Genomic DNA, 25866 nt, shown 5'->3' with positions numbered 1-25866 from the left:
GATGCGGTTCAAGTCATCCACTGCCAGTATAATGATGCTTTTTTCATTATAGTTTTCAAAAGGAATACCATCAGAAAAACATTCCTGCTGGTTTTGATCTACATAATGACAAAAAACATTTAGATTATTTTCATTCTTTAATAAAAACTCCAGTCCATTAAGGTAAAAATAATCATCGGATATGAGAAAAACTGTTTTTTTACTGTCATGGTATCCGTCCTGTCAGCGGTAGTGTTTCATAAAATCACAAAAAGCAGCTACGGATAAAGGTCGTGAAAAAAAATACCCTTGCATATGTATGATTCCAGCGTTTCCCAGAGCCTCTTTCTGATATTGATTTTCCACCCCTTCCGCAACAATATGCACCCCGCACAGAGAGGATACTTTTACGATGCCATCAATTAACTTCCGGTAAATTAGTTCAAAGTTCTCTTTTATCTGCGTAACCGAGCGATCCAGTTTTAGAATTGAAACATTACTTACGCCAAAAAATTTCATTGCAGCAGTGTTTATCCCAGCATCATCAATAGCGAACTTCACTCCGATAGAATTATAGAATGTGATTGCATTCAGAATATCACTGGTCGCATCAGTAATATTTCTTTCCACTATCTCAAGCAGGATCACCACGTCTGTTTTGAAATAACTCTTAAACCTCACTACCGCATTCCTGATAGTTTGAGAGCTTATCTGACCACAGGTGATATTCAGAGAAAAAACAAAGCCCGATGGGATTTCGCCTGCGCCGTCATTTTTCCTTAACAGTTCTGCCGTTTTCAGTAAAAGCTCTCTTGCATAAAAATCTGCACGCTCAGGCACCTCAAGTTCTTCGATATGCAGCTGATTAAGTATGTATCCTTTTTTTGTTTTTACTCTACAGAGGATTTCTGCTCCCACGATACAGTTATCATAAGTATTAATAACAGGCTGAAGGAAAGGCGTAACATCCATTTCACAATTGTAAGAACATTTCTTTTCAAGTATATCATTCATTATCAGCATGTTTCATACCCTTCTTTTATCTGTATCGCAGTGTTTATCCTTACTTTCGTTTGCTTCAGCGTGTCCGTCTGCAATGAAACAATCATAACTCTGACTTCTAATTTTTTATATAATATATTGCAAAATATATAAATATCAGATGATTCATCTGAGTATATGTGCAATATTAATTTTTTTATTCTTTTATATAGAAATAAGGCTCATCATTGAGAGAGTTTTAAAAACCATCAGAATGTATATAAAACATTCATGTCGGAAGGAGAATTCTATATTTTGATATGATATTTATTGTAAATAACAAAACACTATCATATTCGCGTGACAGATATGTTTAATATGCTAAACTCAGCGCCAAAATCAGTTTCACTATTTCATACAGGTAAAAGTGCCGCAGGTAAGACCTGAAGGATAAGGACGGGTTATGCTCTATATTTTCAATGAGAATATTGTTTATGATGACGCTCAGTGTTCTTTAACTAACTGTAAGAGTTATGACTCGATCCTTCTTCCAGCAACGGCCTCAAGGTTGCTGTCTTTGTTTATCAGATATCAGGGGTCAACTTTAACCCGTGAAGAAATCCTCAATTGCGTATGGGATGAGTACGGTTATAAAGCGTCCAACAATACACTTACACAATATGTATCGTTGATTAGAAAAAATTTTCAGTTACTTGGTGAAACAGCCGATATCATCATCACTATTCCACGTACCGGTTTTGTGATGAACAAAGATGTAGAAGTGAAAATGATCGAACCCGGAGCAGAAAAACAAGACCTGTTGCTTCCGGATACCCGTTCATTCAGTGATGATTTTCTAGCTGACACGGTCGAACAGGGGATGTCTCTTACAGAGACTAATACAGATACAGGCACTGAAGAGGACAGTACGACTTCCATTACAAAAAACAGTAAAAGATTAGTATGGTTTCATGGCCTTAATGCATTGTCATTAATCATGTTCTTACTTATTTGTTATCATATTCAGCTTAAAACTAATGAGATGAAAGTATCCAGGGTATACCAGGTCGGTACGATTGACAGCTGCCCTGTATATATGTTTTTCAGAAGTGCGCATGAACTGCTCCCCGTGAGACTCACCTTAACTGAAAAGATAGCCAGAGAATCAATACCTTGCCTCCCAGGAAGCTTTTATATCTCTCAGCAGGAAGACAGCCTGATTTTTGATGAAGCAGGACGTTTATTCATCAGCAGATGCAGTTATCAGGCTGGCAACAAGAAAAAGTTATCCAGTTGCAAGAGCGTATATAGCCATGAATAGAAAATATAAATTATTAACGATTACTTTATTTGTGTTTTTTTCAGGCATGCTTGTCGCTATCAGTAACATGACTAAAAGTGGCAACATTAACTGTTCTGGAACCTTACAAATGAACTCACCGGGCGATCAAGAGTATCTCTTTAATGGAACCATCAGTGTGGTGATACGACCGGGTACTGAAAGTATTATCAGTATCTTTGGTACTTCGGTATCAGCAAGACAGCCTTCCCCTATCAATACGCATCTCGTTAATCGGGATATAACATTCACGGTCCTGAGCAGAAACAAAAGCGATTTTTACCTGAGTGATATGAAGACAACAGCTCACCCCGGGGACAGCATGACCGAGACAGAGGCCTCTGGGCTGCTTTTCGATATGTTTGATCTGGAAAACAACAGGCTCACCGTTCGAAGATATCTCAATACCTTTGTTTTTGGCGATGTTCCTCTTCCTTTATTTATTTGTGTGAAAAAAAGATAAAATTTTATAACCCTTTAATCGGTTTAATATGAAATAAGGTGATTTTCGGATGACCATCTTAACGTTGGTGATATGCACATCTCAGGGCAGAGTTCAAACCAGAATACGGTCAACTGGTTCTGCTCCATAACTTTGCGGTACGACGTAACGTATGTCTGAGATGAATACACTGTGCATATCTTACCGTTATTCTCGACCTGTTCACAACAGAACGGATGGCAAACCAGGCGGGGAGACAAACCAAAGTGATTAGGCGTTTAAATAGAATTTCAGATTGCAACCAAACGAATCCGAAAAGAGATAGCGGGAGAAGTTGAAATGGTGCGATAATAGGAATAAAAAACACCAATTAACCAATTGAATTTAATGTGTTTTATTTCCCTTGCCCAATCAGATACCCCCAAAAGTACCCCCGTAACGCTCTGCGTAAACCTTCTGAATGATATTAACAGCTGGCAGGACATGCTAAACAAGCTTTAGTTCATAAAAACATAAGCTCAAGCGCTGTAAAGTGGGCAGAGCAAAACTTTAAATTTCAATCTAACTATGATTTTGATTATTGTTTATAACTTTTGCTAAGTCATGAACTAAACTATCATTTTGTACATCATGTTCAAGTTCACTCCAAATATCCCATTCAATATCAAGTTCATTGATACTCTCATCTGCGAAAGATATTGCTATATCACGCACTAAATTTCGGCAAACTAAATAATAATTTACTGCCTCAAATCTTGATGCAGGGGTTGGTGTAGATAAATGTGTTAATTCATTTCTTCTTTTTGAAATTTGCTCGTATAGAGCGATTTTGCTCTCTGGTAACTCTTTTAGCCCCATTTTACCCCAATACTTAATTCTTTTTCGGCATGCTGAAAATTGATATGTAGCCATGTGCCTTTCAATACTTTTTTTCTTTACTCCTTCAACCCCTAATTCCTCTAGATTTTTCAGTGTGTACTGATCACTATGACACACCCTACTTAGATTTGATGTAAGTGCATTCTCATAAGTAAGAAACTCGTATTCTTCTAACAAGCAAAAAAGATAAAGTATAGTTTGTGCAGACATTATCTCATCTGGAGGAGTTAAGTCGTTGATATTAAACATTCGACGACCACCATTTTTTTCTTTCTGCGGAACTTTAAGATCATTCATTACATGCAATGCAAGTTGGAATATATCAGATGTTTTCAGTGTCAAAGGAAGTATTTTATTGTTTAATTGTGGACGATTTGCAGCACTATGCAAACTAGGCCCAACATTCCATTTTTCCTTTGAGAAGGACATAGCAGATCCAGCAGCAATTGATAATTCGCAAGCGTAAATTGCAGAGTGTACGTACAATTCCATTTTTTTATTAAATCTACAGCTTTCATCAGAACCCCCTTAAATCCATACAAACGTTAAAAACTATATAAATCTATTTATTAAACTTTATTACTTTCTGGAATAGCCACTATGGCTCTTGAGCCAACTGAGCCTGTAACGCTTCCTTATATTCATTCATATAACCATTTAAATTATCTATAAATGTATGGGCATCATTAAATTTTTCATAAATTTCTTCAGGCGTAAGATTCAATCTAAATAATGCATAGTTTTCATGAGCTAACTGGTTTCGTAAATCTCCTAACTCAAGGAAATTATCTATGCTTCTTTTTATATCAGCATCTTGCCTTATTTTTGCAGCCATGAAAGCTTTAAACTCCGCACCGAAAAATGCAAAAAACTTGTTTACAGAGCGATTATTCCAATCAAAAAGAGCGTGATATTGTCTACTCAAAGCCTTACTTTCAATGAATTGTCTTGTTATATTGCAACGTGTTGGGTTTAACATTGAGTGAATTACAAGTGTTGTTGCTGATTCAAAATAGCTGGCGCATGCCAGAAGAATCACTTTAGCAAACTGTGATTTATAAGAGTTGGCGAAGCTTACTTCGCCAATTTCAATGAGTCTCCCATAGTTTTCTACAAAATCCGTGTATAAACTATCAATTGCCTGCTTCCCCATTTCGTTCATTTAAAACTCCTTGAGAATTTCTTTGGCCCTTTTAATTCGTCCCCTAACGAACTCACCTCTAGTAGTTTTTCCTGTACTATAGCCTATGAAGGCGGCATCAGATTTCAAACGTTCGATATAAGCAGGGGATATCTTTTTGATATCAATTTTCCCTGAACGTAGTGATTCTTCAACACTAGCTGAAAAAACAGATTCGAAGAGTGTGATACTGAGCCGGCTTCCTCCTGTTCTAAAACTTTCTTCATTGAGATCGGAGCAGGCATCCATAAAGGCACGCCATAAGTCCTGATAAAATGCAATGTAATGAGAGGGGAAGCTTTTCGTAGCATTCGAAAAATTATTCAGGAATCCATTTACAGAGCTTTTATAGTTATCAAGGTATATAGCCATCGCAAAGGAACGTAATAATGCTTCTACATCATTTAATCGTACGTCAATGACTTTTTTAGCTAATATTAATCGCCAATGCGGATGCTCATTTAAGTTTAAAAGCATCTCTAAAAATTCGGAATGATATAAACTCATTCGAATTTCTTGCGGAGCAAGATTTACACCACCACTATTCAAACGGTTAAAAATTTCAAACATTGCTCCATCTTCAGAGTCCGGGGCAACAGGTCTTATAATCATGTTTCGAATGGTTGCGAGATTCAACGTCGTTTGAAACTCACCTAAAGTGTCGTAATTTCTTCCATTGAATTTATTTAACTGACCATCGACAATACCATCAAGTTTAAGATTAAACTTTACAAAATAATCATCATCAGCCAGAATTTCATCTGGTATATATCCATGCTTATCAAAAATTTTCCTTAATTCAGATCTTTTTTCCATTTTAGGAAATCTACCACTAAAGAAATAATATAGTGACATTAAACGCTGTTGCCCATCAATTACTAAAAACTCATTTTTACCTTTTTCATAGAGAAAAATCTGTGGGATTGGCAAGCCGATTAACAGCGACTCGATTAGCTTGGAGGATTTCTTTATATCCCAAACAAAGTGCCGTTGAAAAGAAGGGATTTTAAACACTTTCGACCTAATAAAACTTATTATAGTCAACATGTTAAAATCGTTGGGAGTAGTTGTTAATTCGAATTCATCAATTGGATATGTTTCATCTTCTATTTCAAAAATATCGTTATCATTATCAAGTAAAGACATAAAAATCTCCATTAGCGAAATGCTGTTAGTAGCATCTTAGCCTTAAACATTTATCAGCGAAAGTGGAGCATTGAAACATACGTCCACATTAACCTTGGCTTTTGATCTGCCCCAACATTTTCGATGCTTTGTGAACTAACTTATCAAAATTTAACCGGTTATTCATGCAAAATGAATGTCCATATTCTGTCCAAAAGATTAGTTGGCAATGTGATTAACACTTCATCACAACTGTAACTTAGCATGTACATAACCTCGAATCCTCCTAGCGGGGCCGGCGGGTGACAAGTTTTGACAGACGCATCCCACGATCTGCACCTGAAGTTTTCTGAAGCGGCAGCGGCTGACACTTTTCTGGTGAGGCATAACAAACCATAACAGGCTGACACCTGCCCTGCTTCGCATCAGCCCTTTACACGTTGGCTGCAGCTGTTGTGCGTGAACGTTAGGATCCGTTAGGTTGGGTTGACACTTTTCCCTGTTTTTCACGAAAAAGTGTCAAGTTAGAGGAGTTAGGTTTGGCCGGGGGTTTACAGTTTTTCACCTGCCAGCAGACAGAGTGCCTTTAATCCTGTTTCGCTCCAGTCATCCTGGGTGTCGGGATGCATTGCGGCGACATAGGCCAGCTCGGAACGCAGGAAACGCAGACCACCAGCCATGTGATCTTTGCCATAGAAGCTGTGGGTTTCTTCATCCGGCCGGAAGAGAATCATTAGTTGCTCTTCGGGTTCGTGCTGAACATCAAAACCCAGCTCAGCAGCTGCTGCCTCTATCCTCTGGCCAGCATCAATATCTGCCGGCAGCGCTTTCCCGCCGTCATGCTTCCATACCCATGCGGCGGCCTGCGCCCACGTCATTTCAGTCTGGTGTTCGCCAGCACCGGCAGAATTTTGTTTAGCCTGCGATGCGTCAACGTCCACTTTATCGCCTGAAATAACAATTTCACCGCGGGCTATCCAGCCGTAAACAGTTTGCCGGCTAACGCCCATATGCCTGGCGTAGGCTGATTTACTTAACAGCATCCTGTGTTTCCCTCCGGGCAGAAAAAAGCCGCCCTCAGGCGGCCTGCTTCTCTTCTGAATGTGTCTGCCGCTGACTGCCTTTGAGCATCGCGGTGACATGTTCGCTTAACTGATCAAGACCGGTCATGCGTGGCTGTACATCTGATGGATCGTCGTTCTTCCCGTACACGAGATTGTTATACCAGGTTCGGACAGCTGTAATTTGTGCGACGTCTTTCCTTACCGCGTCGACCAGATCGGCTACCGCGCTAATCACCTGCCCGTTCTCTGATGCGATACGGGAGAAGGCGAGACGTTTTAGCTGTTCCGTATCGAGCCCGGAACATACCGCGTGCGCCCTTAGTAAGGCATCCGCCAGTCCCTGATGCTTTCCACTGTGCATCGACAGCAGCATTTTTTCCTGACTGCGGCGATCCAGCCTTGCGAATGCCTGGCGCATTTCGCTGTCACGCATGAACCCCTGAACATCATCAGCTGCCAGTGGATTAACCGGAGCGAGCTTGTTCTTCAGGTAATCGAGAATATTTGCGGCCTGCTCGCTTACGGCTGCCACCCCGCGCGTAAAGTCTTTGAGCGTGTCCGGGTTCCGGGCTTCACCTGCCCTGCGGTTTTTTGCCTGTTCGTTCAGATCCGGGTCGTTGCGGATAACGTCCAGCAAATCCGCCTCAGCTTCGGCCTGCTGCGCCGTTGTCCTCAGGCTGGTGAGTTCACCCGCCATGCCACGGAATAAAGCGGCCATCTGAGTATTTGGCGCAACAACCTTACCGGCATAACCTGCCAGCTCGATACTGTGTTTCCCAATTTTGATTGAGTAGCTCATTGCCCTGCCTCCATTTTTGATAGACCCGCATCAAATACCTTGCGCGCAACAGCATGGATTGACGGCGCGATCCCCATGCCCGACTTCTGGCGCTCCCTCTCCTGAATGGTTTTCAGAGCCTGAATCTGTTCCCCGTTCAGCAGAACGGGCTTAACGTTAACCTTGCTCATGATGCCCCCTGTTATAGCAACCGTTAAAGTTCCATTAATCGCAACAATCAAATAATTAATTGCGATTTATGAAACGATGTTAATGAAATTGCAGGGGTGCACAACGCGAAAAGAGTGGATGCGTTTTAAAGAATTTGCCCTCAAGGTATACATGGTGTTCATAAAAGCGATAAATTACAGACAAAACAATATATTAACCTATGAACACCGGTCTACATACCGAGGTTACAAGTGTTCATGGTGTTCATATTCCTGTTTACTTTATGAGCACAGAGTTAAAGGGAACTATGAACACTATGAATACCCTATGAATACCTTACACAAAGGTATTCATAGTCAATCTTATTGATTTAATTAAACTTTAAACAGTTAATGAACACTATGAACACCTTTCGCCATATTTATCTAAACATTCACCCTTTTTCCTCAGCTAACGGGTGCGCCTGCGGCAGCCAGTCCTCCGCACTCTCTGAAAGTTCGACGTTCGTCACCACGCCGCGGGTCTTTCTCTCCTTGCGGTACTCGTGATTAAACTCCCGCATGGCGCTTTCCATTCCCTCAGAGAATTTATTCAGCGTCAGCGGCTTCTCGAAACCGTTCGCCTCAAGAAACTTCAGATAAGCGTGATAGAGGTAAATGCGGGGGCGATGAGGCGGGTTACGGTTGCCCACCAGCATTCCCACGCAATCAACCAGAAGCTCCAGATGCGCGCAGAAGGCATAAAGCGGATCTGTTTTCTGCTTCACCTCCAGTGCTTCTTCGCTGTTCCGTTGCTCCAGCAGCAGCGCCCGCGCTTTTTCCGGGTCTGCAAAGTTCGCCAGCAGCCGGCGAACCACTACAGGAATTTCAGCAGATATCTTTTCAGCCAGGTCGGGATCTTTATCCTCCTCGCTGACGCGCCGGTTAAACTGGAAAATTACGCGGCGCCGGGAAACGCCGCCGGCACGTTCGGTGAAAATCATCGGCGTGTTGTTCGTGGCCACAACCACCGCCCGCAGAACGGCGGTGTACTGGTGCTCGTGCTTAGGGTCTATCTCCACCGCATCCCCACCGGTTATCGCCTTTATCCCGGTGCCCTCACCTGAATATTTGGGCTGATCAGGAAGGGTTATCATGCTTTTGCCGACGAACTGCGCCCGCCCACGCGCGCTGTCGAGCGCCGCCATGTTCCCGCTGGCGGTGTTATGCGCGCCGGCCAGCATCGTGGCGATATGGGTAAAGACGCTTTTCCCGCTGCCACCCTCCCCGGTTATCTCGAGGAACAGCTGCCAGTCGTACCGGTTCGCCAGCACCATAAAGAGCGCTGCAGCGATGCGCTGCATCTTAATTGCGTCTCTATCTGATGCGTAACTTAGCCATTTATGGAAGTTCGGCGCGTGGTCGCGGAGGTTTTCGCCCGGCACCGCCGGCGTGTAGGTCACGCCGTTATGGTTGGTCAGCCAGTTATCCTGGCTGTGTTCGCAGAAAACGCCGGTTTCCATATCGTAGACGCCGTTAACAAAGGGGATCAGGCTGCGCCGCGGCACCCCCATTACCGGGATAACGATTTTCAGGGCATCGATAACGTTGTTGATCGCGCGCTTGCTGAAGTTGGTTTTGTTCTCGTTGTAGATAGCCACCATTTCGCGGCTCAGCTCGAGCAAAGACGTTTTCTCCCAGATGCCGGCGCGGTAGACGTACACGCCCTCGCTGTTTTCGTTGATTGCAATGCCGGTGTAACGCGCGGCCAGTATGAGCGCCTTTTCGTTATCAGCCAGGTCGCGGAGGTTTACATCCGTCAGCGGTTTGCCGATCACCATGCTTTTGCCGGCTTCCGCATCGGCTTTGAGGCGCGGCAGCTGCGGCGTCCAGTCCTCCAGAAGCTGATAACCTTCAGAGTAGAATTGCGCGCGCTCCACGCCAGCCACCGCCAGCTTTGTAGCGAGAATGGTTATCTGCCGTTCGGTCAGATGCCCGCCACGGCAAACCCGGGCATAGAGCCGGCCATCATCCACAATCCGGATATTCTCCAGCTCTGCCAGCTGCTTTTTATCCAGCACAACCGGCGGCACCGTGTCGCCAATCGGGTTCATTTCCTGCCATGCTTTGGCGAACGTCCAGGCATCGGCGCCGGCAAAGATGATTGACTCCTCCATGAGATCCGCCGGCTGCTTTTTAAGATTTGGTGCATTCTTCATTTTCTGTTCCCTCGCTCCCTGATGATTTCCCGCATAACCCGAATTCGTTCGATGCCCTGCACCCGCATAATCCGATCGATATCTCTTCCACCGGTGCCCGGCGCGGAAGAAACAAATTCAAATTCCCGCACCAGTCTTTCTGGCGTGCAAAAACACGGTGAGCTGTACCCCTCGCGGCAATATGTCACTCTGTCGAATCGGTAACTTTCGATAATTACGATGTTGCCCCGACTGTCCTTCCATTTATCGCCCGGCCTGATTTCAGGGTGAGCGCGGCCACCAGCAGCTAAGCCGGAATTTTTAATCGTCATATTTTTACCTCACGCCGCTGGCGGGATTACCTGATAACCAATTTTCCTCAGAAAGCGCGCGGCACTCTCCACCGTAAAAATGATCTCGTCGTCCATAAGGGGGCGCATCGACTGCAGGCCATTTGACGTGTCCACCAGATAGCGGCCGCCGGCCGGGAAACTGAAAACGTTTTTGCCGTCGGCCCGGCGAACCAGATCGTAAACAGGAGTCATAATTTCACCTCCCCTTCCCTTAATGACTGGCGGGCAAAACAATATCGCGCACTATTTAATTGCTCAGATACGTGATCGGCAAAAGCGCCGAGACGGCAAAATTGGATAACCATTTTCATACAGATACCTCCATGGCCAGACGGGATTGAATGGCGGAGGCCTTACTGCCTAACTGGAGGTAAGTTCGGGTGATTGCCGGGTTACTGTGCCCGAGCATTTCAGAGGCGACCAGCAATCCCTGTTCGCCGCCGGCGGACATGAGATTAAAGGCGGCAATTTTGCGGCTGGAATAGGCGCTCAGGCGCAGACGCGTGTTTACGACGCGGGTAAACCACAGCATTACGTTGTGCAGTTTCTTCCAGATTGTCTGGCGGCTCACGCTACCTTCCAGAGACTGGCAACGGTTACTTTCGATCTGGCTGCGGGAAAATACCAGGTCGTCACCGATAAGATTGTGCTCCATGCGTTCACGCAGTCGTTTGATGATACCCGGCGGCAGCTGTTTGGTATCGTGCTTAACCTCAGCCTTTGCCACCAGCTCAAACACGATCGCCTGTTCTTCTTCCGTCATGCCGGCGGCCAGTTCATCGCAGCTCACGCTATCCCAGTGCATGTAGGCAATGTGATCTCCAGCAAGCCGGGCAGCGTCCTTACGCTGCTGGCGAACAATCTCGATCCCCTTACGGGTCGCTCTGGCTTCTGCTGCTTTGGTCTGCTTCGCTACGATAATTGTTGCTATGCCGGTTTCCCAGTTGATGCAGGAGTAACGGAAGTTGCACACGTCGCTGGTACGCCAGCCGGTAACGGTCGCAATATCCCACCAGAGTAAAATCCAGTCCGGCTGGGTCTGCTGGATGCGCTCGCGCAGTTTGCGCTGCTCTTCCCGTTCGTAAACGGGGGTCATGGTGCGGGTGCCTTTCGTGGTAGTAGCTTTTACCACGTTACCGCGCAGCTCGCGTGCTTTTGCTGTCAGGGTCTGGAGGTTAAACATGCTGTACCTCCTCAACGCGAAAACGACACACCAGAATACAGACACAACCTGCGGGCGTTTTTTCGCGTGCTTCGCGCTCGGTGGAAGCAGTAACATTGACGATCTGATTTGTGAATTCGCCCAAGGTGAGAAAACGCCATGTAAATTCAGGGCGTGTTTGGGTAGACTTAGTGCAAGCCATAATGTTACCTCAACTAACGTTTTGGTTAGACGCCCCGGTACTGCTCCAACAGTCTGGGGCGTTGTCTTTTCAATGTACGCCGTGCTAACGTACGTACATAACAAAAACCATACTATGAGGTTATGTACGTACGTGTCAACTGCAAAACGAGATAAAACACCTAAGGGTGAGGGCTGGTCGCCTACTTTCCAGATTCGAATTAATCCAGAACTGCGCCAGCAATTGAATGAAGCAGCTGAGCGCGCAGGTATGAGCCTTGGTAATTGGATGAAGGAACTTGCCCGCGCTGAGCTCCGTAAACAAGGCATAGAGCCTAAAGGCTGATCCATCAGCCTTTGAGCCGGGTAATAATCCCGGCTTCTTTCTGCCTTTTTAATCATCGCTATTTTCCTTCAGTAACTCGGGTTGATACTTACGCCACAGCTGAATCTCCTCTTGTTCAAGAGCTTCTTTTGCCCCCTTACACTGCTGCAACTTATACCCGCGTTTGCTGGCCTCCTGCTGATAAGCAGCCATGCGCCGGCTAAAGTCGTTCAGGAACGCGAACGGCACACCATAAGAGCCAGTCTTGCGGATAGAAGGGATAACCTCGCGAAATACCCAATTACTGAAACGATGGGCGAATGTGCCCGGCGTAATAGCTTTACGGCTGCGGGCGATCAGCTTGTAGAAACCAGATTCAGAGACAGCGCTATGATTTGGGTTCCCGCGAATACCGTAAGTTAAAGTTACGGTATTTCTCTCGTCATCATCCAGAGCCTGCAACGCCATGCGTGAATTGGATAGTTCCAGCGCCGCGCAAACATCTTTTGCAACGAACCACGGTTCACCGTTGATCTTAACAATACGGACTTTCGCGGCCTCAAATTTAATGACCGAAATATCATCACTGCTGTTTTCAGGTTGAGCGAAACCCTGCCCGGCTAGGGCATTTTTGTTAGTCATAATAAATTTCCCGGGCTAAGTTACAGTTGAGGTTTTGTGGAAATTAATGCATCACGTTCTTCGATACGCTGGCTTATCCAATCATCAACTTCACTTTCAACAAATGCGATGGCTCGAGAACCAATCTTGACCGATTTAGGAAAGCGATTGTCTTTAAGAAGACGATAGATCCAAGCCTTGCTATATCCAGTGCGTTTTTGTACTTCAGCCAATCTGATTAAAGAGTGGGACATATTTACCTCATAACGTCTATTGTGGTGTACGAGTTAAATTCAACCAGATATCAGATTAGCTGTGTGGAAGTCGGTATGATTTTAATTGGAAGTGACAACTGCGAGAGTGGATCCGTTTTACAGGTTTTTTTAGAACCTGTAAAACAAGGTTTGGAAGTGCGGCGTCAGTTTTGGAAGTATTTACTTCGAAATTTTGGAAGCGTGAAGCTCAAGAGCTTCATCTATCAACATAATCAGTGCCTTACTGGTTACATCGATACCGTCTCCATGGTCATTAATCAGTTTAGTCGCAGTCCTTGCCACCTCAGATTTGTTTAATTTTCCACCACGTAGATATTTCCCCTGACTTTTCTCGAGAGCAATTGCCATTCCGGCTATCAATTTGAGTGCTGTGTCTTTGCCAGCGAAGTTGCCCCACTGGGTGGGTTCGTGTAAATCTTCATTGCACTGCTCGGAATCTAAATCAGCGGAGTGGCTATCAATCATCCTTAAACCACTCTCAATTTCATTAGCAACCCAAGGCCAGATATCCTTTGCGAGGAAGGTTGCATTAACAATCGGAGTATCCAGAGTTATAGATTCAACATCTACTTTTAATCTGACGGCCTCAGGTAGACCATATTTATAATCAGCTAACTTGAAAGCTTGAAGTGGCTTTAATTCCTTTAGCTGAATGGCTTGTATGATGGTTTCCTTGTAAATAGATGCCTGTTCATGTCCTATATAATTCCCTTCTACTGCTTTTTGTACGCTATCAACCTTTTCAGATATTCCAGCCATAACTAAGGCTGCCTGATCTAAAGATACAATTCGCAAGCGTCCAATATGCACCGGTAAATCGAACATTACGTCACCTCACGCCCTCTATTAATTGAGCGGCTATGCCAGCCCGCAGAGGTGTACGGGTTTTCGGGGATCAGCCTAGACATAGCCTATTCTTTGTTCGTCTACCGAAGTCTACTACTGTCAATTAGCACTGTCTATACATACAGTTATGCGCTTTTCCCAAACGTTCCGTGCACTACATTTTCGCCGTTTTCCAACGCCTCCATATAGTCGGCATACCACTGGAGCATTTCGCGGCGGCCATCCAGATACTGGGCGTGGTTGTACGTTCCTCGTATAGAGTTTTTGTCGACGTGTGCCAGCTGCGTTTCAATCCACGCGGTGTTGTAGCCCTGTTCGTGCAGGATGGTACTCATGGTGTGCCGGAAACCGTGCCCGGTGACTTTTCCGTTATAGCCAATCCGCTTAAAGACTTGGTTTATGCTGGCTTCACTCATTGTTTTTCGCGGATCGTTACGGCCTGGGAACACAAGCGGGTAATTGCCTGTTAGCTCTTGGATCTGACCAATAAGCGTAAGAGCTTGCCTGGACAATGGCACCACATGAGGGCGACGCATTTTCATGCGTGAGGCGGGTATTTCCCAGACCGCCTTACTGATATTGATTTCATCCCAAAATGCCCCACGGAGTTCGCCGGGACGCAATCCGGTGATAATCAGCAAACGAGCAGCCAAAACTACTAACTCGCTTCCTGAATATCCTGACAACGCATTGAAGAAATCAGGCAATTCTTTAGGTGTGAGGAAAGGAAAATGATTGGACTCGTGCCCTTGCATCGCGCTGGTGAGATCCGGGGCGGGGTTATACTCAGCTCGACCGGTAACTATTGCGTAACGGAAAACTTCCCCACAGCGCTGCCTAACTTTTCTTGCCTTTTCGGTAGCGCCGCGCCCTTCAATGCGCCGTAGCACATTCAACAGTTCAAGCGGTTTGATTTCTGCTATTGGTTTTTTGCCAATGTATGGGAACACATCTTTATTGAAGGCTTCGAGGATGTCTGAAGCATAACCAGCAGACCATTTTTTTAGTTTGCTGCTGTGCCACTCAAGGGCAATATCTTTGAAGGTGTTGTTTAACTGAATTTCACGGGCAATCTTCTCCTCCCGTTTCGCTTCCATAGGATCTATACCCCCAGCGATACCCCTTTTCGCTTCTTCACGTTTTGCCCGAGCATCGGCCAATGTGACTTCAGGATACACACCAAGCGCTAACAGCTTCTCTTTGCCGGCTACACGATACTTGAGCCGCCAGTATTTGCCGCCATTAGGTTTAATCAGGAGATACAAACCACCACCATCAGCCAGCTTGTAAGGCTTATCTTTAGGTTTGGCGGCATCCACCTGCCGGGCGTTTAGTTTCACTTGGGGGTACCTCCTCTAGACCGAACAGCATATACCCCCATAAGTACCCCCAAACGACCGTAGATTTCAGGGAACTTTAGTAGACGTAGAAATACTAAAAGGGGCTGTAAAGCGCAGAGTATAAGGGGTTTCAGTGAACTTTAGTAGACTTGGGGAGACGTTAGAATGGTGCCGATAATAGGAGTCGAACCTACGACCTTCGCATTACGAATGCGCTGCTCTACCAACTGAGCTATATCGGCCCTGAAAGGCCGGTTACGAGCGTAACCACGGGGCAAAAGAGTAGATCTAACCGGGTGATGCGTCAATGCCCTTTTGAATCAAACGGCTATTTTTGCATCACCCGCGATTATTTACGCACGAATGGTATCATCACCGAAGCCGATCCACTTGTAGGTGGTCAGTGCTTCCAGCCCCATCGGACCGCGGGCATGCAGCTTCTGAGTGCTCACAGCCACCTCTGCACCCAGACCAAACTGGCCGCCATCGGTGAAGCGCGTCGAGGCATTCACGTAAACCGCAGACGAATCCACTTCATTCACAAACCGATTGGCATTGCGCAGGGTGCGCGTCAGGATCGCGTCAGAATGCTGGGTTCCGTGTTCACGAATGTGCGCAATAGCGTCATCGAGATCCGCAACTACCTTCACGTTCAGATCCAGCGACAAATACTCATCGTCGTACTGCTCCGCGTTAACCGGAACGACCTTCGCCGGACCGTCTTTCAGCAGGGCGAGAGCCTTCTCGTCCGCATGCAGCGTAACGCCACTTTCCGCCATCTGCTTGCTCAGCGCTGGCAGGAAGGTACTGGCGATGCCCTGATGCACCAGCAGCGTTTCCACCGTATTGCAGGTGCTTGGACGCTGAGTTTTAGCGTTGACGATAATCTTCAGCGCAGGTTCGATCTCCGCGGTGCCATCCACCACGATATGGCATACGCCGATACCGCCGGTAATGACCGGAATGGTGGAATGCTCACGGCACAGCTTGTGCAGGCCCGCGCCGCCGCGTGGGATGAGCATGTCGATGTATTTGTCCATGCGCAGCATCTCGTTGACCAGCGCGCGGTCAGGGCTTTCAATCGCCTGCACGGCAGCCGCCGGTAAGCCGCACTCTTCCAGCGCCTGCTGAATGACGTTCACCGTGGCGGCGTTGGTGCGCCAGGTCTCTTTCCCGCCACGCAGGATAGCGGCGTTACCGGTTTTCAGGCACAGGGAGGCGACATCCACCGTCACGTTTGGACGCGCTTCGTAAATCACACCGATGACGCCGAGTGGCACACGACGACGCTCAAGGCGTAACCCGCTGTCGAGCACCCCACCGTCAATCACCTGCCCTACCGGGTCGGCGAGGTTGCACACCTGACGGACGTCATCGGCGATACCTTTCAGACGCGCCGGGGTCAATGCCAGACGGTCGAGCATCGCTTCGCTCAAGCCGTTGCGACGCGCTTCCAGCAGATCCTGCTCGTTGGCGAGCAAAATTTCCTGCGACTGGGATTCCAGATAATCAGCGATTTTTTCCAGCACACGGTTTTTCTCGCGGCTGGAAAGGAGCGCCAGTTTATACGAGGCGGCTTTCGCGGCTGCGCCCATTTGTTCCAGCATGTTCTGGCTCCTTAACGAATAATCATGTCGTCGCGATGCACGGCAACCGGGCCATATTCATAGCCCAGGATGGCGTCGATCTGCTGGGAATGGTGGCCAGCAATCCGACGCAGCGCGTCGCTGTTATAACGGCTTACGCCATGAGCGATGTCGCGACCTTCAAGGTTACGGATTCGGATCACTTCACCACGCGAGAAGTTGCCTGTCACGCTTTTAATTCCTTTTGGAAGCAACGAGCTTCCTCTTTCCAGAATAGCGGCGGTCGCGCCTTCATCCACGGTCAATTCACCAGCCGGGGGCGCGCCAAAGATCCAGCGTTTGCGGTTTTCCAGCGGGGACGCCTGGGCGTGGAAGCGTGTGCCCACAGAAATGCCTTCCATCACATCACCTATCACGCCCGGACGGCTGCCCGCGGCAATGATGGTGTCGATACCGGCCCGGCACGCCACGTCCGCAGCCTGGAGCTTGGTGCCCATACCGCCTGTCCCAAGACCAGAAACGCTGTCTCCCGCAATGGCACGCAGCGCATCGTCAATGCCGTGAACGTCTTTGATCAGTTCTGCCTGTGGATTGGAACGCGGGTCAGCGGTAAACAGCCCCTGCTGATCGGTCAGAAGCAGCAGCTTATCGGCCCCTGCCAGGATCGCCGCCAGCGCAGAGAGGTTATCGTTGTCGCCTACTTTGATTTCAGCGGTGGCAACAGCGTCGTTTTCGTTGATGACCGGAACGATATGGTTATCCAGCAGCGCGCGCAGCGTATCGCGGGCGTTCAGGAAACGTTCTCTGTCTTCCATATCCGCACGCGTCAGCAGCATCTGCCCGACGTGAATGCCATAAATGGAGAACAGTTGTTCCCAGAGCTGTATGAGTCGGCTTTGTCCTACGGCGGCCAGCAGCTGTTTGGAGGCGATCGTCGCGGGGAGTTCGGGGTAGCCCAGGTGTTCACGCCCGGCGGCAATCGCCCCGGAGGTCACAATCACAATACGATGCCCTGCGGCATGCAACTGAGCGCACTGACGTACAAGCTCAACGATATGGGCACGATTAAGGCGGCGCGATCCGCCTGTTAACACACTGGTACCGAGTTTTACCACCAGCGTCTGGCTGTCACTCATGATTCTCTGCCGTTCAACAATAAGGGAAAATGATGTCAGTCAGACGTTTTAACAGGTGTCAGCCCCGTTGCCAACTGCCTTAGCACATCACCCGTCACTTTGTTGCGCGGGATCAGGAAGCGTAGCGGCAGATTTTGACAATTTTATTACCGAAAAATTAAAACATACTTTTTTAGACATATTCTTACTTTGTCATAAAACGTTCACCCACTAACGATAAAACCCTTCCTGTTTTTCACGGGGTAATAAGTTGAATCTTATTGCTCAGCGAATATTAGCGCGTTTTTATAAAATCAGGATTGAAAATGAAAAAGAGCACTCTGGCATTAGTGGTAATGGGCGTAGTTGCATCCACATCTGTTCACGCAGCGGAAGTTTATAATAAAAACGGTAATAAACTGGACGTGTACGGCAAAGTAAAAGCAATGCACTACCTCAGTGATGATGACGCGAAGGATGGTGACCAGACTTACGTTCGTTTTGGCTTTAAGGGTGAAACGCAGATTAACGATCAGCTGACGGGCTACGGACGTTGGGAAGCAGAGTTCGCGGGTAACAAAGCAGAAAGCGACTCTTCTCAAAAAACGCGCCTGGCATTTGCGGGTATTAAACTGAAAGATTTTGGTTCTTTTGATTACGGTCGTAACCTGGGTGCGCTGTATGACGTCGCCGCATACACCGATATGTTCCCGGAGTTCGGCGGTGACGGCCTGGCGCAGACCGATAACTTCATGACGAAACGCGCTTCCGGTCTGGCCACATACCGTAATACCGATTTCTTTGGCATGGTTGACGGTCTTAATATGACCCTGCAATACCAGGGTAAAAATGAAAACCGCGACGTGAAGAAGCAAAACGGCGACGGCTTCGGTACCTCCCTGAGCTATGACTTCGGCGGCAGCGATTTCTCTGTGATTGGTGCGTATGCCAGCTCCGATCGCACCAATGAGCAAAACCTTCAGGCACGCGGCGAAGGTAAAAAAGCAGAAGGCTGGGCGACCGGTCTGAAATATGATGCCAACGATATATATCTGGCCACTCTCTATTCTGAAACCCGTAATATGGCCCCTATTTCCGGTGGTTTTGCAAATAAAGCGCAAAACTTCGAAGTGGTTGCGCAATATCAGTTTGACTTTGGTCTGCGCCCATCTCTGGGTTACGTGCAGTCTAAAGGCAAAGATATCGAAGGCATCGGCGATGAAGATATCGTGAAATACATCGATGTAGGTGCAACCTATTATTTCAACAAAAACATGTCTGCGTTTGTTGATTATAAAATCAACCAGATCGATGACGATAATAAACTGGGCGTAAGCAGCGATGATATCGTTGCGCTGGGCATGACCTACCAGTTCTGATGTTGTGGTAATAAAAAAACCGGCGCTGAGCCGGTTTTTTTGTGCCCGGTGACGCTGTGCTTACCGGACCTACGGAGTAATACGTTTTTAGGCCGGGTAAGGCGTAGCCGCCACCCGGCGCTGTGACATCATCAGGCTCTCAGTTTCACCGCTTCGCTGGAAAAATCGTCCGCAGGCTCCAGCTTCAGATCCAGCGTTGCCAGCAGGTCGCGAGCTCTGCCGTGAAATTCTTTTAGCGTATGCTCCAGGCGATCGATCACTTCCTGATCTTTGATGCTCGTCGCCTGCCAGTGCCCGTCTTTATTAAACAGGCCAAACTGATAGCTATAGGTAAAACGGTTTTCCTGTGCTTCCATTTCCATCCACCAGCCCCAGAACTCACGTTTTTCGGGTGCAGGCTTCACGTTGACGCAAACAGCCAGGCAGTCGAAAAAAAAGCGATTCTCTTCACACTGCTCTTCTCGAATATACGGGCCAAGAGCCATGAACTTCTTAATCAGTCTACTTTTCGGGTGTCCACTCGGTAACGTCATTGCGATCTCCTTTTGTGAAGCACTGTTTTACCAAACCAACGAAATTTAGCAAACTATTAACACAATCTCTGCGTGATCCAGCGTGTGATCTCTTTAAGCGCTTTGTCAAAATTTTGGTACACCGGGCTGAAGGGTACCTCCAGCAATTTGCCATCCGAAGATGACGAGGTGATTAAGCGTGACTCCTCTTCCGGGCTAAATGGATCGTTCTTCCAGAAACCGGACATCATCGGGGTTGGGCAACGGCGGCCCAGCAAGCCCTGCGTTTTTAATGAATACCGATTAAGTTCAATGCGCAACGCTTCATCTGAAGCATCATGCATGCCAAGTCGGCTCGCCAGCACGTCCAGATACATTTCAGGAACGCTACCCTGACGCGCAGGATCGCTTAACAGTGCATGCACTACCGGGCCAAGACAGGCGACGGCCTTCAGGCGGGAAGATTCAAGGTAGGCCAGCCGTACCGCGACGTTAGCGCCAAAGCGGAAGCCAAACGCACCTACCCGGGTATGGTCAACCCAGGGGATATTCTCCAGCGCTTTTAATGCATGCTGGTGCAGCAGGCTGGAGTCTTGCGTAAGTTTCCATTTGGATGAAAAACCAATTGATGGCATATCGAGCGTCAGCATGGCGATCCCGTTTGGGGCAAAGTAGCGCTCATACAGGCTGTAATAATCAATTTGTAACGAATCCAGGCCGCCGCACATCAGAACCGTCGGGAACGGGCCTTCCCCCTCCGGCATATGCAGGAATCCAGTCACCGGGCTACCGCCGGGAATGGCGAACTCAATTTCACGCATCCGGCCAGGCAGCCGCTGGGCGGCCTCTTCATAAGCCCGGTTTGCCAGCGCCTGGGCCTGCTCCGCCAGTTCGTCTCCTTTCAGATGCGGGTATGCAGCGATGCTGTAAAGGTTTGCCGCATGCAGCCAGTGTTTGCCGCTGAGAGTGGCATCTTCTTCCTGGCTCGCTTTTTGCTGCCAGAGCATGGCCTGCTTTGACCATTCGTAGATCCAGTTCCCGCCACGGTAGCCCACCACCGTGTCGTAGAGATCGCTGTCGGTGCGCTCAGACTCGCTCATCACGATACGCGCCTGCACGTCGAGGATTTCGCGCGGGTCGATACCACGCCAGATCCACATCAGGCGGTTAATCATGCGATACCAGTGGGGCACGTTTTTACCATCTAACGCTGACTGTACAGCAGGCATGGTCCCCGGATTAAACCGACGCACCAGCGTCGAGGTTTCAGGGTGCTTGAAACGGGGTTTGAAAAGAGTTTCGGTGAGATTCGCCTGCGCCATTGCGTTGCCTCCATGGATACATCACTTGGAGACCATTGTAACGCGTGGCAGGGTAAAAAGAACAACGCCCGGCATAACCGGACGTGTAAAGTTACGTACTGAAATTAACGGCCAGAGATAGGCGGTACGAAGACCACGCCCATATCCCATGGCTGTTCGATCCAGGTATCCTGAGGGATATCAATGACGTAATCATCAACCAGGGGACGACCCGCTGGTTTCGCGAAGATAGTGACGAAGTGCGCTTTTGGATACATTTCGCGGATAGCCACAGCGGTACCGCCGGTGTCCACCAGATCGTCGATAACGATAAAGCCTTCACCGTCGCCTTCCGCGCGCTTCAGAACTTTCAGCTCACGCTGGTTATCGTGGTCATAGCTGGAGATACATACGGTATCGACATGACGAATACCCAGCTCACGTGCCAGCAGCGCCCCCGGTACCAGACCGCCACGGCTGACGGCAATAATGCCTTTCCACTGTTCGGAAGGCATCAGACGCGCAGCCAGTTTGCGTGCGTGAATCTGCAACATGTCCCAGGTGACGACGTATTTTTCGCTCATGTGAAGTGTCCCAGCCTGTTTATATACGGCTTAAAAAAATGAGGGTGAACCAGGTTGCGCGAGATTATAGAGATCTGACGCACTAAAAACCAGTGTTACGCGCCATGAGCCTGAGTTTTTACATGCTTAATGCTACCAGCCACGGGAGAAAGTGGTATTCTCAGATGCATCTCGCAAGCCCGTCTTGTGGTAACGATTAACCTGCTAACCCAGTGACCTGCAACATTGTTTTGCAGCGCAACGACAAGGAGACCTATCGTGTCTGAACTGTCTCAATTATCTCCACAGCCGCTGTGGGATATTTTTGCCAAAATCTGCTCTATTCCGCACCCTTCCTATCACGAAGAACAGCTTGCCGAACATATTATGGGCTGGGCAAAGGAAAAAGGTCTGCACGCTGAGCGTGACCAGGTTGGCAATATTCTCATCCGCAAACCTGCCACCGCAGGTATGGAAAACCGTAAGCCAGTGGTATTGCAGGCGCACCTGGACATGGTTCCGCAGAAAAACAACGACACCGTTCACGACTTCACAAAAGACCCGATTCAGCCGTACATCGACGGTGAGTGGGTGAAGGCGCGCGGCACGACCCTGGGCGCAGATAACGGTATTGGTATGGCTTCCGCGCTGGCCGTGCTGGCTGACGACAGCGTTGAACACGGTCCGCTGGAAGTGCTGCTGACCATGACTGAAGAAGCGGGCATGGATGGCGCGTTCGGTCTCCAGGCAAACTGGCTGCAAGCGGACATTCTGATCAACACCGATTCCGAAGAAGAAGGTGAGATCTACATGGGCTGCGCGGGCGGGATCGATTTCATCTCTACCCTGCCGCTGTCCCGCGAAGCGATTCCTGCCGGATTCGAAACCTTTAAGCTGACGCTGAAAGGGCTGAAAGGCGGTCACTCCGGCGGTGATATTCACCTGGGCCTGGGCAACGCCAACAAACTGCTGGCGCGTTTCCTGGCGGGCCATGCCGCTGAACTGGATCTGCGTCTGGTGGACTTCAACGGCGGCACTCTGCGTAACGCGATCCCTCGCGAAGCCTTCGCGACCGTGGCGGTGCCTGCGGCGAAAGCGGAAGAGCTGAAAAAACTCTCCAGCCTGTATCTGGATATCCTGAAAAACGAGCTGTCTGAGAAAGAGAAAAACCTGACGGTGGTACTGGAGTCCGTTACAACGGATAAAGCCGCGCTGACCGCACAGTCTCGTGACACGTTCGTCCAGTTGCTGAACGCAACGCCAAACGGCGTGATCCGCAATTCTGACGTTGCAAAAGGCGTGGTTGAAACCTCCCTGAACGTGGGCGTAGTGACCATGGGCGACGACAGCGCAGAGATCATTTGCCTGATCCGTTCCCTGATCGACAGCGGTAAAGAGTACGTTGTGAGCATGCTGGAATCTCTGGGTACCCTGGCGGGCGCGAAAACGTCTGCAAAAGGCAGCTACCCTGGCTGGCAGCCGGATGCAAGTTCTCCGGTCATGGCACTGGTGCGTGAAACTTATCAGAGACTGTTCAACAGCACCCCGAACATTCAGGTTATTCACGCGGGTCTGGAATGTGGTCTGTTCAAGAAACCGTATCCGGATATGGACATGGTCTCCATCGGGCCGACCATTACGGGGCCACACTCCCCGGATGAGCAGGTTCACATTGAAAGCGTCGGTCACTACTGGACGCTGCTGACTGAGCTGCTGAAAGCAATCCCTGTTAAGTAATAAGCCGTTTGATGCCCGGTGGCGCTTCTGTATGACCGGATACATAGGTAACAGATCAGACCGGGAACATAGGTAACACTTTTCAGTCTATCCGGAGCACACTCTGGGTTTTTCGGTCGTAGTACGCAAGCGTTATTCCATTAAAGATGATGGCCTCCAGGCCATCATCTTGTTCTTCCAGCATGATGTACTCATCAGTCAGCGCTTCACTCAGGAACACCGTCCCCTTTTTCCCCATATAGAGTGTCCCCCTTGATTTCACCCTGTAGACCGTACCTCCTTCCGGATAAGCATATTCAGGAACCCTGCCATCCCAGTGCCGGCCTGAGGGTTGCCATACCGTTCCGGGCGTTGCACCCGCCAGGGCTTCATGTGGCCTTTCGTAGTTAAACTCTTCCCGGTAGCCACTGAACCACCGCTGTTGTTCTTCCATCGTCATAAATATGTTGCCCTGTTTTACTGCACTTTTCAGCGAACGATGCATTCGCTCATGACGGCCGTTTTCTTCCGGATGCCCCTTTCTGATGCGTTCCGGTCTGATGCCCAGCTTTATCAGCCAGACTGCAAGGCGACTTAACCCGGCGATACCTGTTCCTGCGAAAGGCTGACCATTATCCGTTCTCAGGACTTCCGGCAGACCGTACTCCAGGAACGCATCCGTCAGGCACTGCCTGACGAAGGGCTCGCTCTCCCGGTCTGCTCCCCGGCAGCTCAGAAGATACCGGCTGTGATTGTCGGTGAGGGTGAAGGGATGACAGTATTTCCGGCTCAGCAGCCTGAACTTGCCTTTAAAATCAGCGCTCCAGACCTGATTGTTCTCACTGATGATGGTCAGGGGCTGGCGATTGCCCGGGGTTCTGCGTTTTCGCTTTTTATCCGGAACCAGGCCTTCACGCTTGAGGATATCGCCGATAGTACTGGCAGCGGGGACGGTAAAATCGACGTGATGATTGAGCAGCCACATCCGCAGTTTTTTGGGGCCCCAGTCAGGGTGTTTTTGCCTCAGGGCCGTAAGCTGCCCGGCGATATCATCAGGAACTGTCCGGGAGTGGGAGTGCGGAGCACGCGACCGGTCAGAGAGAGATGACAGGTCAGAGGGGTCAAAACGCTGAAGCCATTTGTAACCGGTTTTTCGACTGATGCCGAAGAGACGGCAGAGGGCAGAAAAAGAATCCGTACCTGCATGGCAGGCACGGATAAAATCAAGGCGTTGCATAGGTCGGGTCTCAGTCCAGGGCATAGCGAGTCTCCTCTTCTATGCCAGTTATAACTGTTACCCATGTATCCGGTCTAAAGTGTTACCCATGTTTCCGGTTCATACCCTTCGCTTACCGGGCATACGATTAGCCTAATCTACAGTCCCAGCACCAGCTGACGCTCCAGCTGCGGATCCAGCAATGTGACGTGCAGCCCCACCAGCCTTACCCCTCGTCCGCCCCGCCGCTCTTCCCATGCCTTTTTTGCCGTCGCAATAAGATCCTCTTTGTTGAGGCGTGGCCAGACGTGCTCCTGCGTCGTCTGTTGAAAATCGTTAAATTTCAGTTTGATGCCCTGCCGGGCAATAAGCAGATCTGGTTTGACCTTCAGTAAGCGTCGTTCAAGCTCAGGATAGAGTTGTTCCGTAATAATGGTTTCACACTCTGTCCAGTCATGGATATCTTCGCTCAGCGTGCGTTCAACGCCGACCGATTTACGCAGCCGTTCGTTGTTCACATCCCGGTCATCAATGCCCTGACTGCGTTCCCACAGTACGCGGCCAAACTTACCAAAACGCTTAAGCAGCAGCGCCAGATCGCTGCGCTGAACGTCTTCACAGGTGCGTAGCCCCATATTTTCCAGCTTCGCGGCGGAGACTTTACCCACACCGGGGATTTTGCTGAGCGGCAGCGTCTTTAAAAACGCCGGAACTTCTTCCGGGGTGATGACGTACTGGCCGTTGGGCTTATTTAAATCGGAGGCGATTTTGGCGAGAAATTTTATCGGCGCGACGCCTGCCGATGCCGTCAGGTTCAGCTCGTTAAAAATAGTCTGGCGGATCTCCTGCGCCATCAGGGTGGCGGAGCCGTGGCAGTGCACGCTGTGGGTGACATCCAGATAGGCTTCATCCAGCGATAACGGTTCAATCAGAGAGGTGTAGCGGGAGAAGATCTCCCGAATGTGGCTCGATGCTTCTTTATAGGCATCAAAACGTCCGGGCAAAAGAGTGAGATGCGGGCACAGTTTCAGCGCCATCGCTGTCGGCATGGCGCTGCGCACACCGTATTTGCGAGCAGGATAGTTGGCGGTGCTGATGACACCGCGCTGAACCCGGCTGCCGCCAATGGCGATGGGAATATCCCGCAGCGCCGGGTTGTCACGCATCTCCACTGCGGCAAAAAAGCAGTCCATATCGACATGGATTATTTTGCGCATAGTAAGCCCTCACTCATTACTGGATAAGTATACAGTAAACAAATG

28 protein-coding genes and 1 tRNA gene are annotated in these 25866 nt (G+C 48.7%); 5 read left to right on the top strand and 24 right to left on the bottom strand.

The features are described 5' to 3' along the window. Window positions 1-222: 222 nt before the first annotated feature. Window positions 223-1002 carry an EAL domain-containing protein gene (locus ACQG0S_RS04495; protein ID WP_048965729.1) on the bottom strand — a complete coding sequence of 260 codons (780 nt, stop codon included), beginning with the start codon at window positions 1000-1002 and terminating at the stop codon, window positions 223-225. 421 nt (window positions 1003-1423) lie between these two features. Here ACQG0S_RS04495 and ACQG0S_RS04490 point away from each other — a divergent pair, with 421 nt between their 5' ends. Together ACQG0S_RS04490 and ACQG0S_RS04485 are read left to right on the top strand one after the other, a co-directional pair. Further along, a complete protein-coding gene (locus ACQG0S_RS04490; protein WP_022647175.1) occupies window positions 1424-2281 on the top strand; it encodes a winged helix-turn-helix domain-containing protein in 858 nt (285 codons plus the stop codon). Continuing rightward, window positions 2274-2762, top strand: a complete 489-nt coding sequence (locus ACQG0S_RS04485; RefSeq protein ID WP_063137845.1) for a hypothetical protein — start codon at window positions 2274-2276, stop codon at window positions 2760-2762. The genes ACQG0S_RS04490 and ACQG0S_RS04485 overlap by 8 nt, the downstream gene beginning before the upstream one ends. 540 nt (window positions 2763-3302) lie before the next feature. Here ACQG0S_RS04485 and ACQG0S_RS04480 read toward each other — a convergent pair. The 11 genes from ACQG0S_RS04480 to ACQG0S_RS04430 all read right to left on the bottom strand — a co-directional run bounded on the left by ACQG0S_RS04480 (window position 3303) and on the right by ACQG0S_RS04430 (window position 11831). Beyond that, the gene (locus ACQG0S_RS04480) at window positions 3303-4049 is read right to left on the bottom strand and encodes a hypothetical protein (RefSeq protein WP_048965730.1); all 747 of its coding nucleotides are present in this window, start codon (window positions 4047-4049) and stop codon (window positions 3303-3305) included. Window positions 4050-4218: 169 nt separating this feature from the next. Beyond that, window positions 4219-4782 carry a HEPN domain-containing protein gene (locus tag ACQG0S_RS04475; RefSeq protein ID WP_048965731.1) on the bottom strand — a complete coding sequence of 188 codons (564 nt, stop codon included), beginning with the start codon at window positions 4780-4782 and terminating at the stop codon, window positions 4219-4221. Further along, entirely contained in the window at window positions 4783-5946 is a 1164-nt protein-coding gene (locus ACQG0S_RS04470) for a DUF262 domain-containing protein (protein ID WP_039271618.1), read from the bottom strand. Window positions 5947-6476: 530 nt separating this feature from the next. Next, window positions 6477-6968, bottom strand: coding sequence for a DNA-binding protein (locus ACQG0S_RS04465; RefSeq protein WP_065421685.1), 492 nt, complete (start codon window positions 6966-6968; stop codon window positions 6477-6479). A gap of 34 nt (window positions 6969-7002) precedes the next feature. Continuing rightward, complete coding sequence (locus tag ACQG0S_RS04460) at window positions 7003-7788, bottom strand: hypothetical protein (protein WP_048965732.1); 786 nt, start codon at window positions 7786-7788, stop codon at window positions 7003-7005. Beyond that, window positions 7785-7958 carry a hypothetical protein gene (locus ACQG0S_RS04455; protein WP_014830800.1) on the bottom strand — a complete coding sequence of 58 codons (174 nt, stop codon included), beginning with the start codon at window positions 7956-7958 and terminating at the stop codon, window positions 7785-7787. Before ACQG0S_RS04455 ends, ACQG0S_RS04460 begins: the two co-directional genes overlap by 4 nt. A gap of 413 nt (window positions 7959-8371) precedes the next feature. Beyond that, window positions 8372-10135, bottom strand: a complete 1764-nt coding sequence (locus ACQG0S_RS04450) for a DNA primase family protein (RefSeq protein ID WP_048965733.1) — start codon at window positions 10133-10135, stop codon at window positions 8372-8374. After that, window positions 10132-10446: a DUF4222 domain-containing protein gene (locus tag ACQG0S_RS04445; RefSeq protein ID WP_048965734.1), complete on the bottom strand. Its 315-nt coding sequence runs from the start codon at window positions 10444-10446 to the stop codon at window positions 10132-10134. The genes ACQG0S_RS04450 and ACQG0S_RS04445 overlap by 4 nt, the downstream gene beginning before the upstream one ends. A gap of 9 nt (window positions 10447-10455) precedes the next feature. Further along, the gene (locus tag ACQG0S_RS04440) at window positions 10456-10659 is read right to left on the bottom strand and encodes a hypothetical protein (RefSeq protein WP_020686326.1); all 204 of its coding nucleotides are present in this window, start codon (window positions 10657-10659) and stop codon (window positions 10456-10458) included. Window positions 10660-10774: 115 nt separating this feature from the next. Beyond that, window positions 10775-11650, bottom strand: coding sequence for a tyrosine-type recombinase/integrase (locus ACQG0S_RS04435; RefSeq protein WP_063137844.1), 876 nt, complete (start codon window positions 11648-11650; stop codon window positions 10775-10777). Next, window positions 11643-11831, bottom strand: coding sequence for a host cell division inhibitor Icd-like protein (locus tag ACQG0S_RS04430; RefSeq protein WP_074142828.1), 189 nt, complete (start codon window positions 11829-11831; stop codon window positions 11643-11645). The genes ACQG0S_RS04435 and ACQG0S_RS04430 overlap by 8 nt, the downstream gene beginning before the upstream one ends. A gap of 132 nt (window positions 11832-11963) precedes the next feature. Here ACQG0S_RS04430 and ACQG0S_RS04425 point away from each other — a divergent pair, with 132 nt between their 5' ends. Then, entirely contained in the window at window positions 11964-12155 is a 192-nt protein-coding gene (locus ACQG0S_RS04425) for a toxin-antitoxin system HicB family antitoxin (RefSeq protein WP_032677338.1), read from the top strand. A 48-nt stretch (window positions 12156-12203) separates the two neighbouring features. Here ACQG0S_RS04425 and ACQG0S_RS04420 read toward each other — a convergent pair whose 3' ends face one another. The 7 genes from ACQG0S_RS04420 to proB form a co-directional block, all read right to left on the bottom strand. Then, window positions 12204-12776: a BRO-N domain-containing protein gene (locus ACQG0S_RS04420; protein ID WP_047363604.1), complete on the bottom strand. Its 573-nt coding sequence runs from the start codon at window positions 12774-12776 to the stop codon at window positions 12204-12206. A gap of 20 nt (window positions 12777-12796) precedes the next feature. Continuing rightward, the gene (locus ACQG0S_RS04415) at window positions 12797-13009 is read right to left on the bottom strand and encodes a helix-turn-helix transcriptional regulator (RefSeq protein ID WP_071891605.1); all 213 of its coding nucleotides are present in this window, start codon (window positions 13007-13009) and stop codon (window positions 12797-12799) included. Window positions 13010-13189: 180 nt separating this feature from the next. After that, window positions 13190-13855 carry a hypothetical protein gene (locus ACQG0S_RS04410; protein ID WP_063137843.1) on the bottom strand — a complete coding sequence of 222 codons (666 nt, stop codon included), beginning with the start codon at window positions 13853-13855 and terminating at the stop codon, window positions 13190-13192. Window positions 13856-14001: 146 nt separating this feature from the next. Beyond that, a complete protein-coding gene (locus ACQG0S_RS04405) occupies window positions 14002-15216 on the bottom strand; it encodes a tyrosine-type recombinase/integrase (protein ID WP_020686322.1) in 1215 nt (404 codons plus the stop codon). A 166-nt stretch (window positions 15217-15382) separates the two neighbouring features. Then, window positions 15383-15458 (bottom strand) — tRNA-Thr (locus ACQG0S_RS04400). Between the two features lie 111 nt (window positions 15459-15569). Next, window positions 15570-16823, bottom strand: coding sequence for a glutamate-5-semialdehyde dehydrogenase (proA, locus tag ACQG0S_RS04395; RefSeq protein WP_426750054.1), 1254 nt, complete (start codon window positions 16821-16823; stop codon window positions 15570-15572). Between the two features lie 11 nt (window positions 16824-16834). Further along, on the bottom strand, window positions 16835-17938 hold the full coding sequence (proB, locus tag ACQG0S_RS04390) for a glutamate 5-kinase (protein WP_015571369.1): 1104 nt from the start codon (window positions 17936-17938) through the stop codon (window positions 16835-16837). A gap of 305 nt (window positions 17939-18243) precedes the next feature. On the opposite strand from proB, the gene phoE reads away from it, so the two are divergent. After that, window positions 18244-19296, top strand: a complete 1053-nt coding sequence (gene phoE / locus ACQG0S_RS04385) for a phosphoporin PhoE (protein WP_022647150.1) — start codon at window positions 18244-18246, stop codon at window positions 19294-19296. Between the two features lie 131 nt (window positions 19297-19427). Here the strand turns inward: phoE and crl are convergent, their stop codons facing one another. The 3 genes from crl to gpt all read right to left on the bottom strand — a co-directional run bounded on the left by crl (window position 19428) and on the right by gpt (window position 21693). Further along, window positions 19428-19829: a sigma factor-binding protein Crl gene (gene crl, locus ACQG0S_RS04380; protein WP_022647149.1), complete on the bottom strand. Its 402-nt coding sequence runs from the start codon at window positions 19827-19829 to the stop codon at window positions 19428-19430. A 56-nt stretch (window positions 19830-19885) separates the two neighbouring features. Further along, window positions 19886-21130: an esterase FrsA gene (gene frsA / locus ACQG0S_RS04375; RefSeq protein WP_038415404.1), complete on the bottom strand. Its 1245-nt coding sequence runs from the start codon at window positions 21128-21130 to the stop codon at window positions 19886-19888. Window positions 21131-21234: 104 nt separating this feature from the next. After that, a complete protein-coding gene (gene gpt / locus ACQG0S_RS04370; protein WP_003863205.1) occupies window positions 21235-21693 on the bottom strand; it encodes a xanthine phosphoribosyltransferase in 459 nt (152 codons plus the stop codon). A 258-nt stretch (window positions 21694-21951) separates the two neighbouring features. On the opposite strand from gpt, the gene pepD reads away from it, so the two are divergent. Further along, window positions 21952-23409, top strand: coding sequence for a cytosol nonspecific dipeptidase (gene pepD / locus ACQG0S_RS04365; RefSeq protein ID WP_048965735.1), 1458 nt, complete (start codon window positions 21952-21954; stop codon window positions 23407-23409). Between the two features lie 82 nt (window positions 23410-23491). Here the strand turns inward: pepD and ACQG0S_RS04360 are convergent, their stop codons facing one another. Then, complete coding sequence (locus ACQG0S_RS04360; RefSeq protein WP_023305267.1) at window positions 23492-24649, bottom strand: DDE-type integrase/transposase/recombinase; 1158 nt, start codon at window positions 24647-24649, stop codon at window positions 23492-23494. A gap of 113 nt (window positions 24650-24762) precedes the next feature. After that, window positions 24763-25821 carry a DNA polymerase IV gene (gene dinB, locus ACQG0S_RS04355; RefSeq protein WP_048965736.1) on the bottom strand — a complete coding sequence of 353 codons (1059 nt, stop codon included), beginning with the start codon at window positions 25819-25821 and terminating at the stop codon, window positions 24763-24765. Window positions 25822-25866: the final 45 nt, after the last annotated feature.

Origin of the sequence: Enterobacter cloacae complex sp. 418I7, from assembly GCF_050030705.1 — a bacterium.
Classification (GTDB): Bacteria; Pseudomonadota; Gammaproteobacteria; order Enterobacterales; family Enterobacteriaceae; genus Enterobacter; species Enterobacter intestinihominis.
The sequence above is the reverse complement of the archived record's forward strand: the minus strand, read 5'-3'. Positions and strand labels throughout refer to the sequence as shown.

What these genes read in the sequence shown, in the direction of transcription:
- gpt (WP_003863205.1), bottom strand. Translation starts at nt 21,693, where the DNA reads ATGAGCGAAAAATACGTCGTCACCTGGGACATGTTGCAGATTCACGCA.
- phoE (WP_022647150.1), top strand. Translation starts at nt 18,244, where the DNA reads ATGAAAAAGAGCACTCTGGCATTAGTGGTAATGGGCGTAGTTGCATCC.
- ACQG0S_RS04495 (WP_048965729.1), bottom strand. Translation starts at nt 1,002, where the DNA reads ATGCTGATAATGAATGATATACTTGAAAAGAAATGTTCTTACAATTGT.
- ACQG0S_RS04460 (WP_048965732.1), bottom strand. Translation starts at nt 7,788, where the DNA reads ATGAGCTACTCAATCAAAATTGGGAAACACAGTATCGAGCTGGCAGGT.
- proB (WP_015571369.1), bottom strand. Translation starts at nt 17,938, where the DNA reads ATGAGTGACAGCCAGACGCTGGTGGTAAAACTCGGTACCAGTGTGTTA.
- ACQG0S_RS04470 (WP_039271618.1), bottom strand. Translation starts at nt 5,946, where the DNA reads ATGTCTTTACTTGATAATGATAACGATATTTTTGAAATAGAAGATGAA.
- ACQG0S_RS04360 (WP_023305267.1), bottom strand. Translation starts at nt 24,649, where the DNA reads ATGCCCTGGACTGAGACCCGACCTATGCAACGCCTTGATTTTATCCGT.
- proA (WP_426750054.1), bottom strand. Translation starts at nt 16,823, where the DNA reads ATGCTGGAACAAATGGGCGCAGCCGCGAAAGCCGCCTCGTATAAACTG.
- ACQG0S_RS04490 (WP_022647175.1), top strand. Translation starts at nt 1,424, where the DNA reads ATGCTCTATATTTTCAATGAGAATATTGTTTATGATGACGCTCAGTGT.
- ACQG0S_RS04485 (WP_063137845.1), top strand. Translation starts at nt 2,274, where the DNA reads ATGAATAGAAAATATAAATTATTAACGATTACTTTATTTGTGTTTTTT.
- ACQG0S_RS04430 (WP_074142828.1), bottom strand. Translation starts at nt 11,831, where the DNA reads ATGGCTTGCACTAAGTCTACCCAAACACGCCCTGAATTTACATGGCGT.
- frsA (WP_038415404.1), bottom strand. Translation starts at nt 21,130, where the DNA reads ATGGCGCAGGCGAATCTCACCGAAACTCTTTTCAAACCCCGTTTCAAG.
- ACQG0S_RS04445 (WP_048965734.1), bottom strand. Translation starts at nt 10,446, where the DNA reads ATGACGATTAAAAATTCCGGCTTAGCTGCTGGTGGCCGCGCTCACCCT.
- ACQG0S_RS04435 (WP_063137844.1), bottom strand. Translation starts at nt 11,650, where the DNA reads ATGTTTAACCTCCAGACCCTGACAGCAAAAGCACGCGAGCTGCGCGGT.
- ACQG0S_RS04420 (WP_047363604.1), bottom strand. Translation starts at nt 12,776, where the DNA reads ATGACTAACAAAAATGCCCTAGCCGGGCAGGGTTTCGCTCAACCTGAA.
- ACQG0S_RS04475 (WP_048965731.1), bottom strand. Translation starts at nt 4,782, where the DNA reads ATGAACGAAATGGGGAAGCAGGCAATTGATAGTTTATACACGGATTTT.
- ACQG0S_RS04440 (WP_020686326.1), bottom strand. Translation starts at nt 10,659, where the DNA reads ATGACTCCTGTTTACGATCTGGTTCGCCGGGCCGACGGCAAAAACGTT.
- ACQG0S_RS04455 (WP_014830800.1), bottom strand. Translation starts at nt 7,958, where the DNA reads ATGAGCAAGGTTAACGTTAAGCCCGTTCTGCTGAACGGGGAACAGATT.
- ACQG0S_RS04480 (WP_048965730.1), bottom strand. Translation starts at nt 4,049, where the DNA reads ATGTCCTTCTCAAAGGAAAAATGGAATGTTGGGCCTAGTTTGCATAGT.
- ACQG0S_RS04450 (WP_048965733.1), bottom strand. Translation starts at nt 10,135, where the DNA reads ATGAAGAATGCACCAAATCTTAAAAAGCAGCCGGCGGATCTCATGGAG.
- ACQG0S_RS04415 (WP_071891605.1), bottom strand. Translation starts at nt 13,009, where the DNA reads ATGTCCCACTCTTTAATCAGATTGGCTGAAGTACAAAAACGCACTGGA.
- dinB (WP_048965736.1), bottom strand. Translation starts at nt 25,821, where the DNA reads ATGCGCAAAATAATCCATGTCGATATGGACTGCTTTTTTGCCGCAGTG.
- ACQG0S_RS04465 (WP_065421685.1), bottom strand. Translation starts at nt 6,968, where the DNA reads ATGCTGTTAAGTAAATCAGCCTACGCCAGGCATATGGGCGTTAGCCGG.
- ACQG0S_RS04410 (WP_063137843.1), bottom strand. Translation starts at nt 13,855, where the DNA reads ATGTTCGATTTACCGGTGCATATTGGACGCTTGCGAATTGTATCTTTA.
- crl (WP_022647149.1), bottom strand. Translation starts at nt 19,829, where the DNA reads ATGACGTTACCGAGTGGACACCCGAAAAGTAGACTGATTAAGAAGTTC.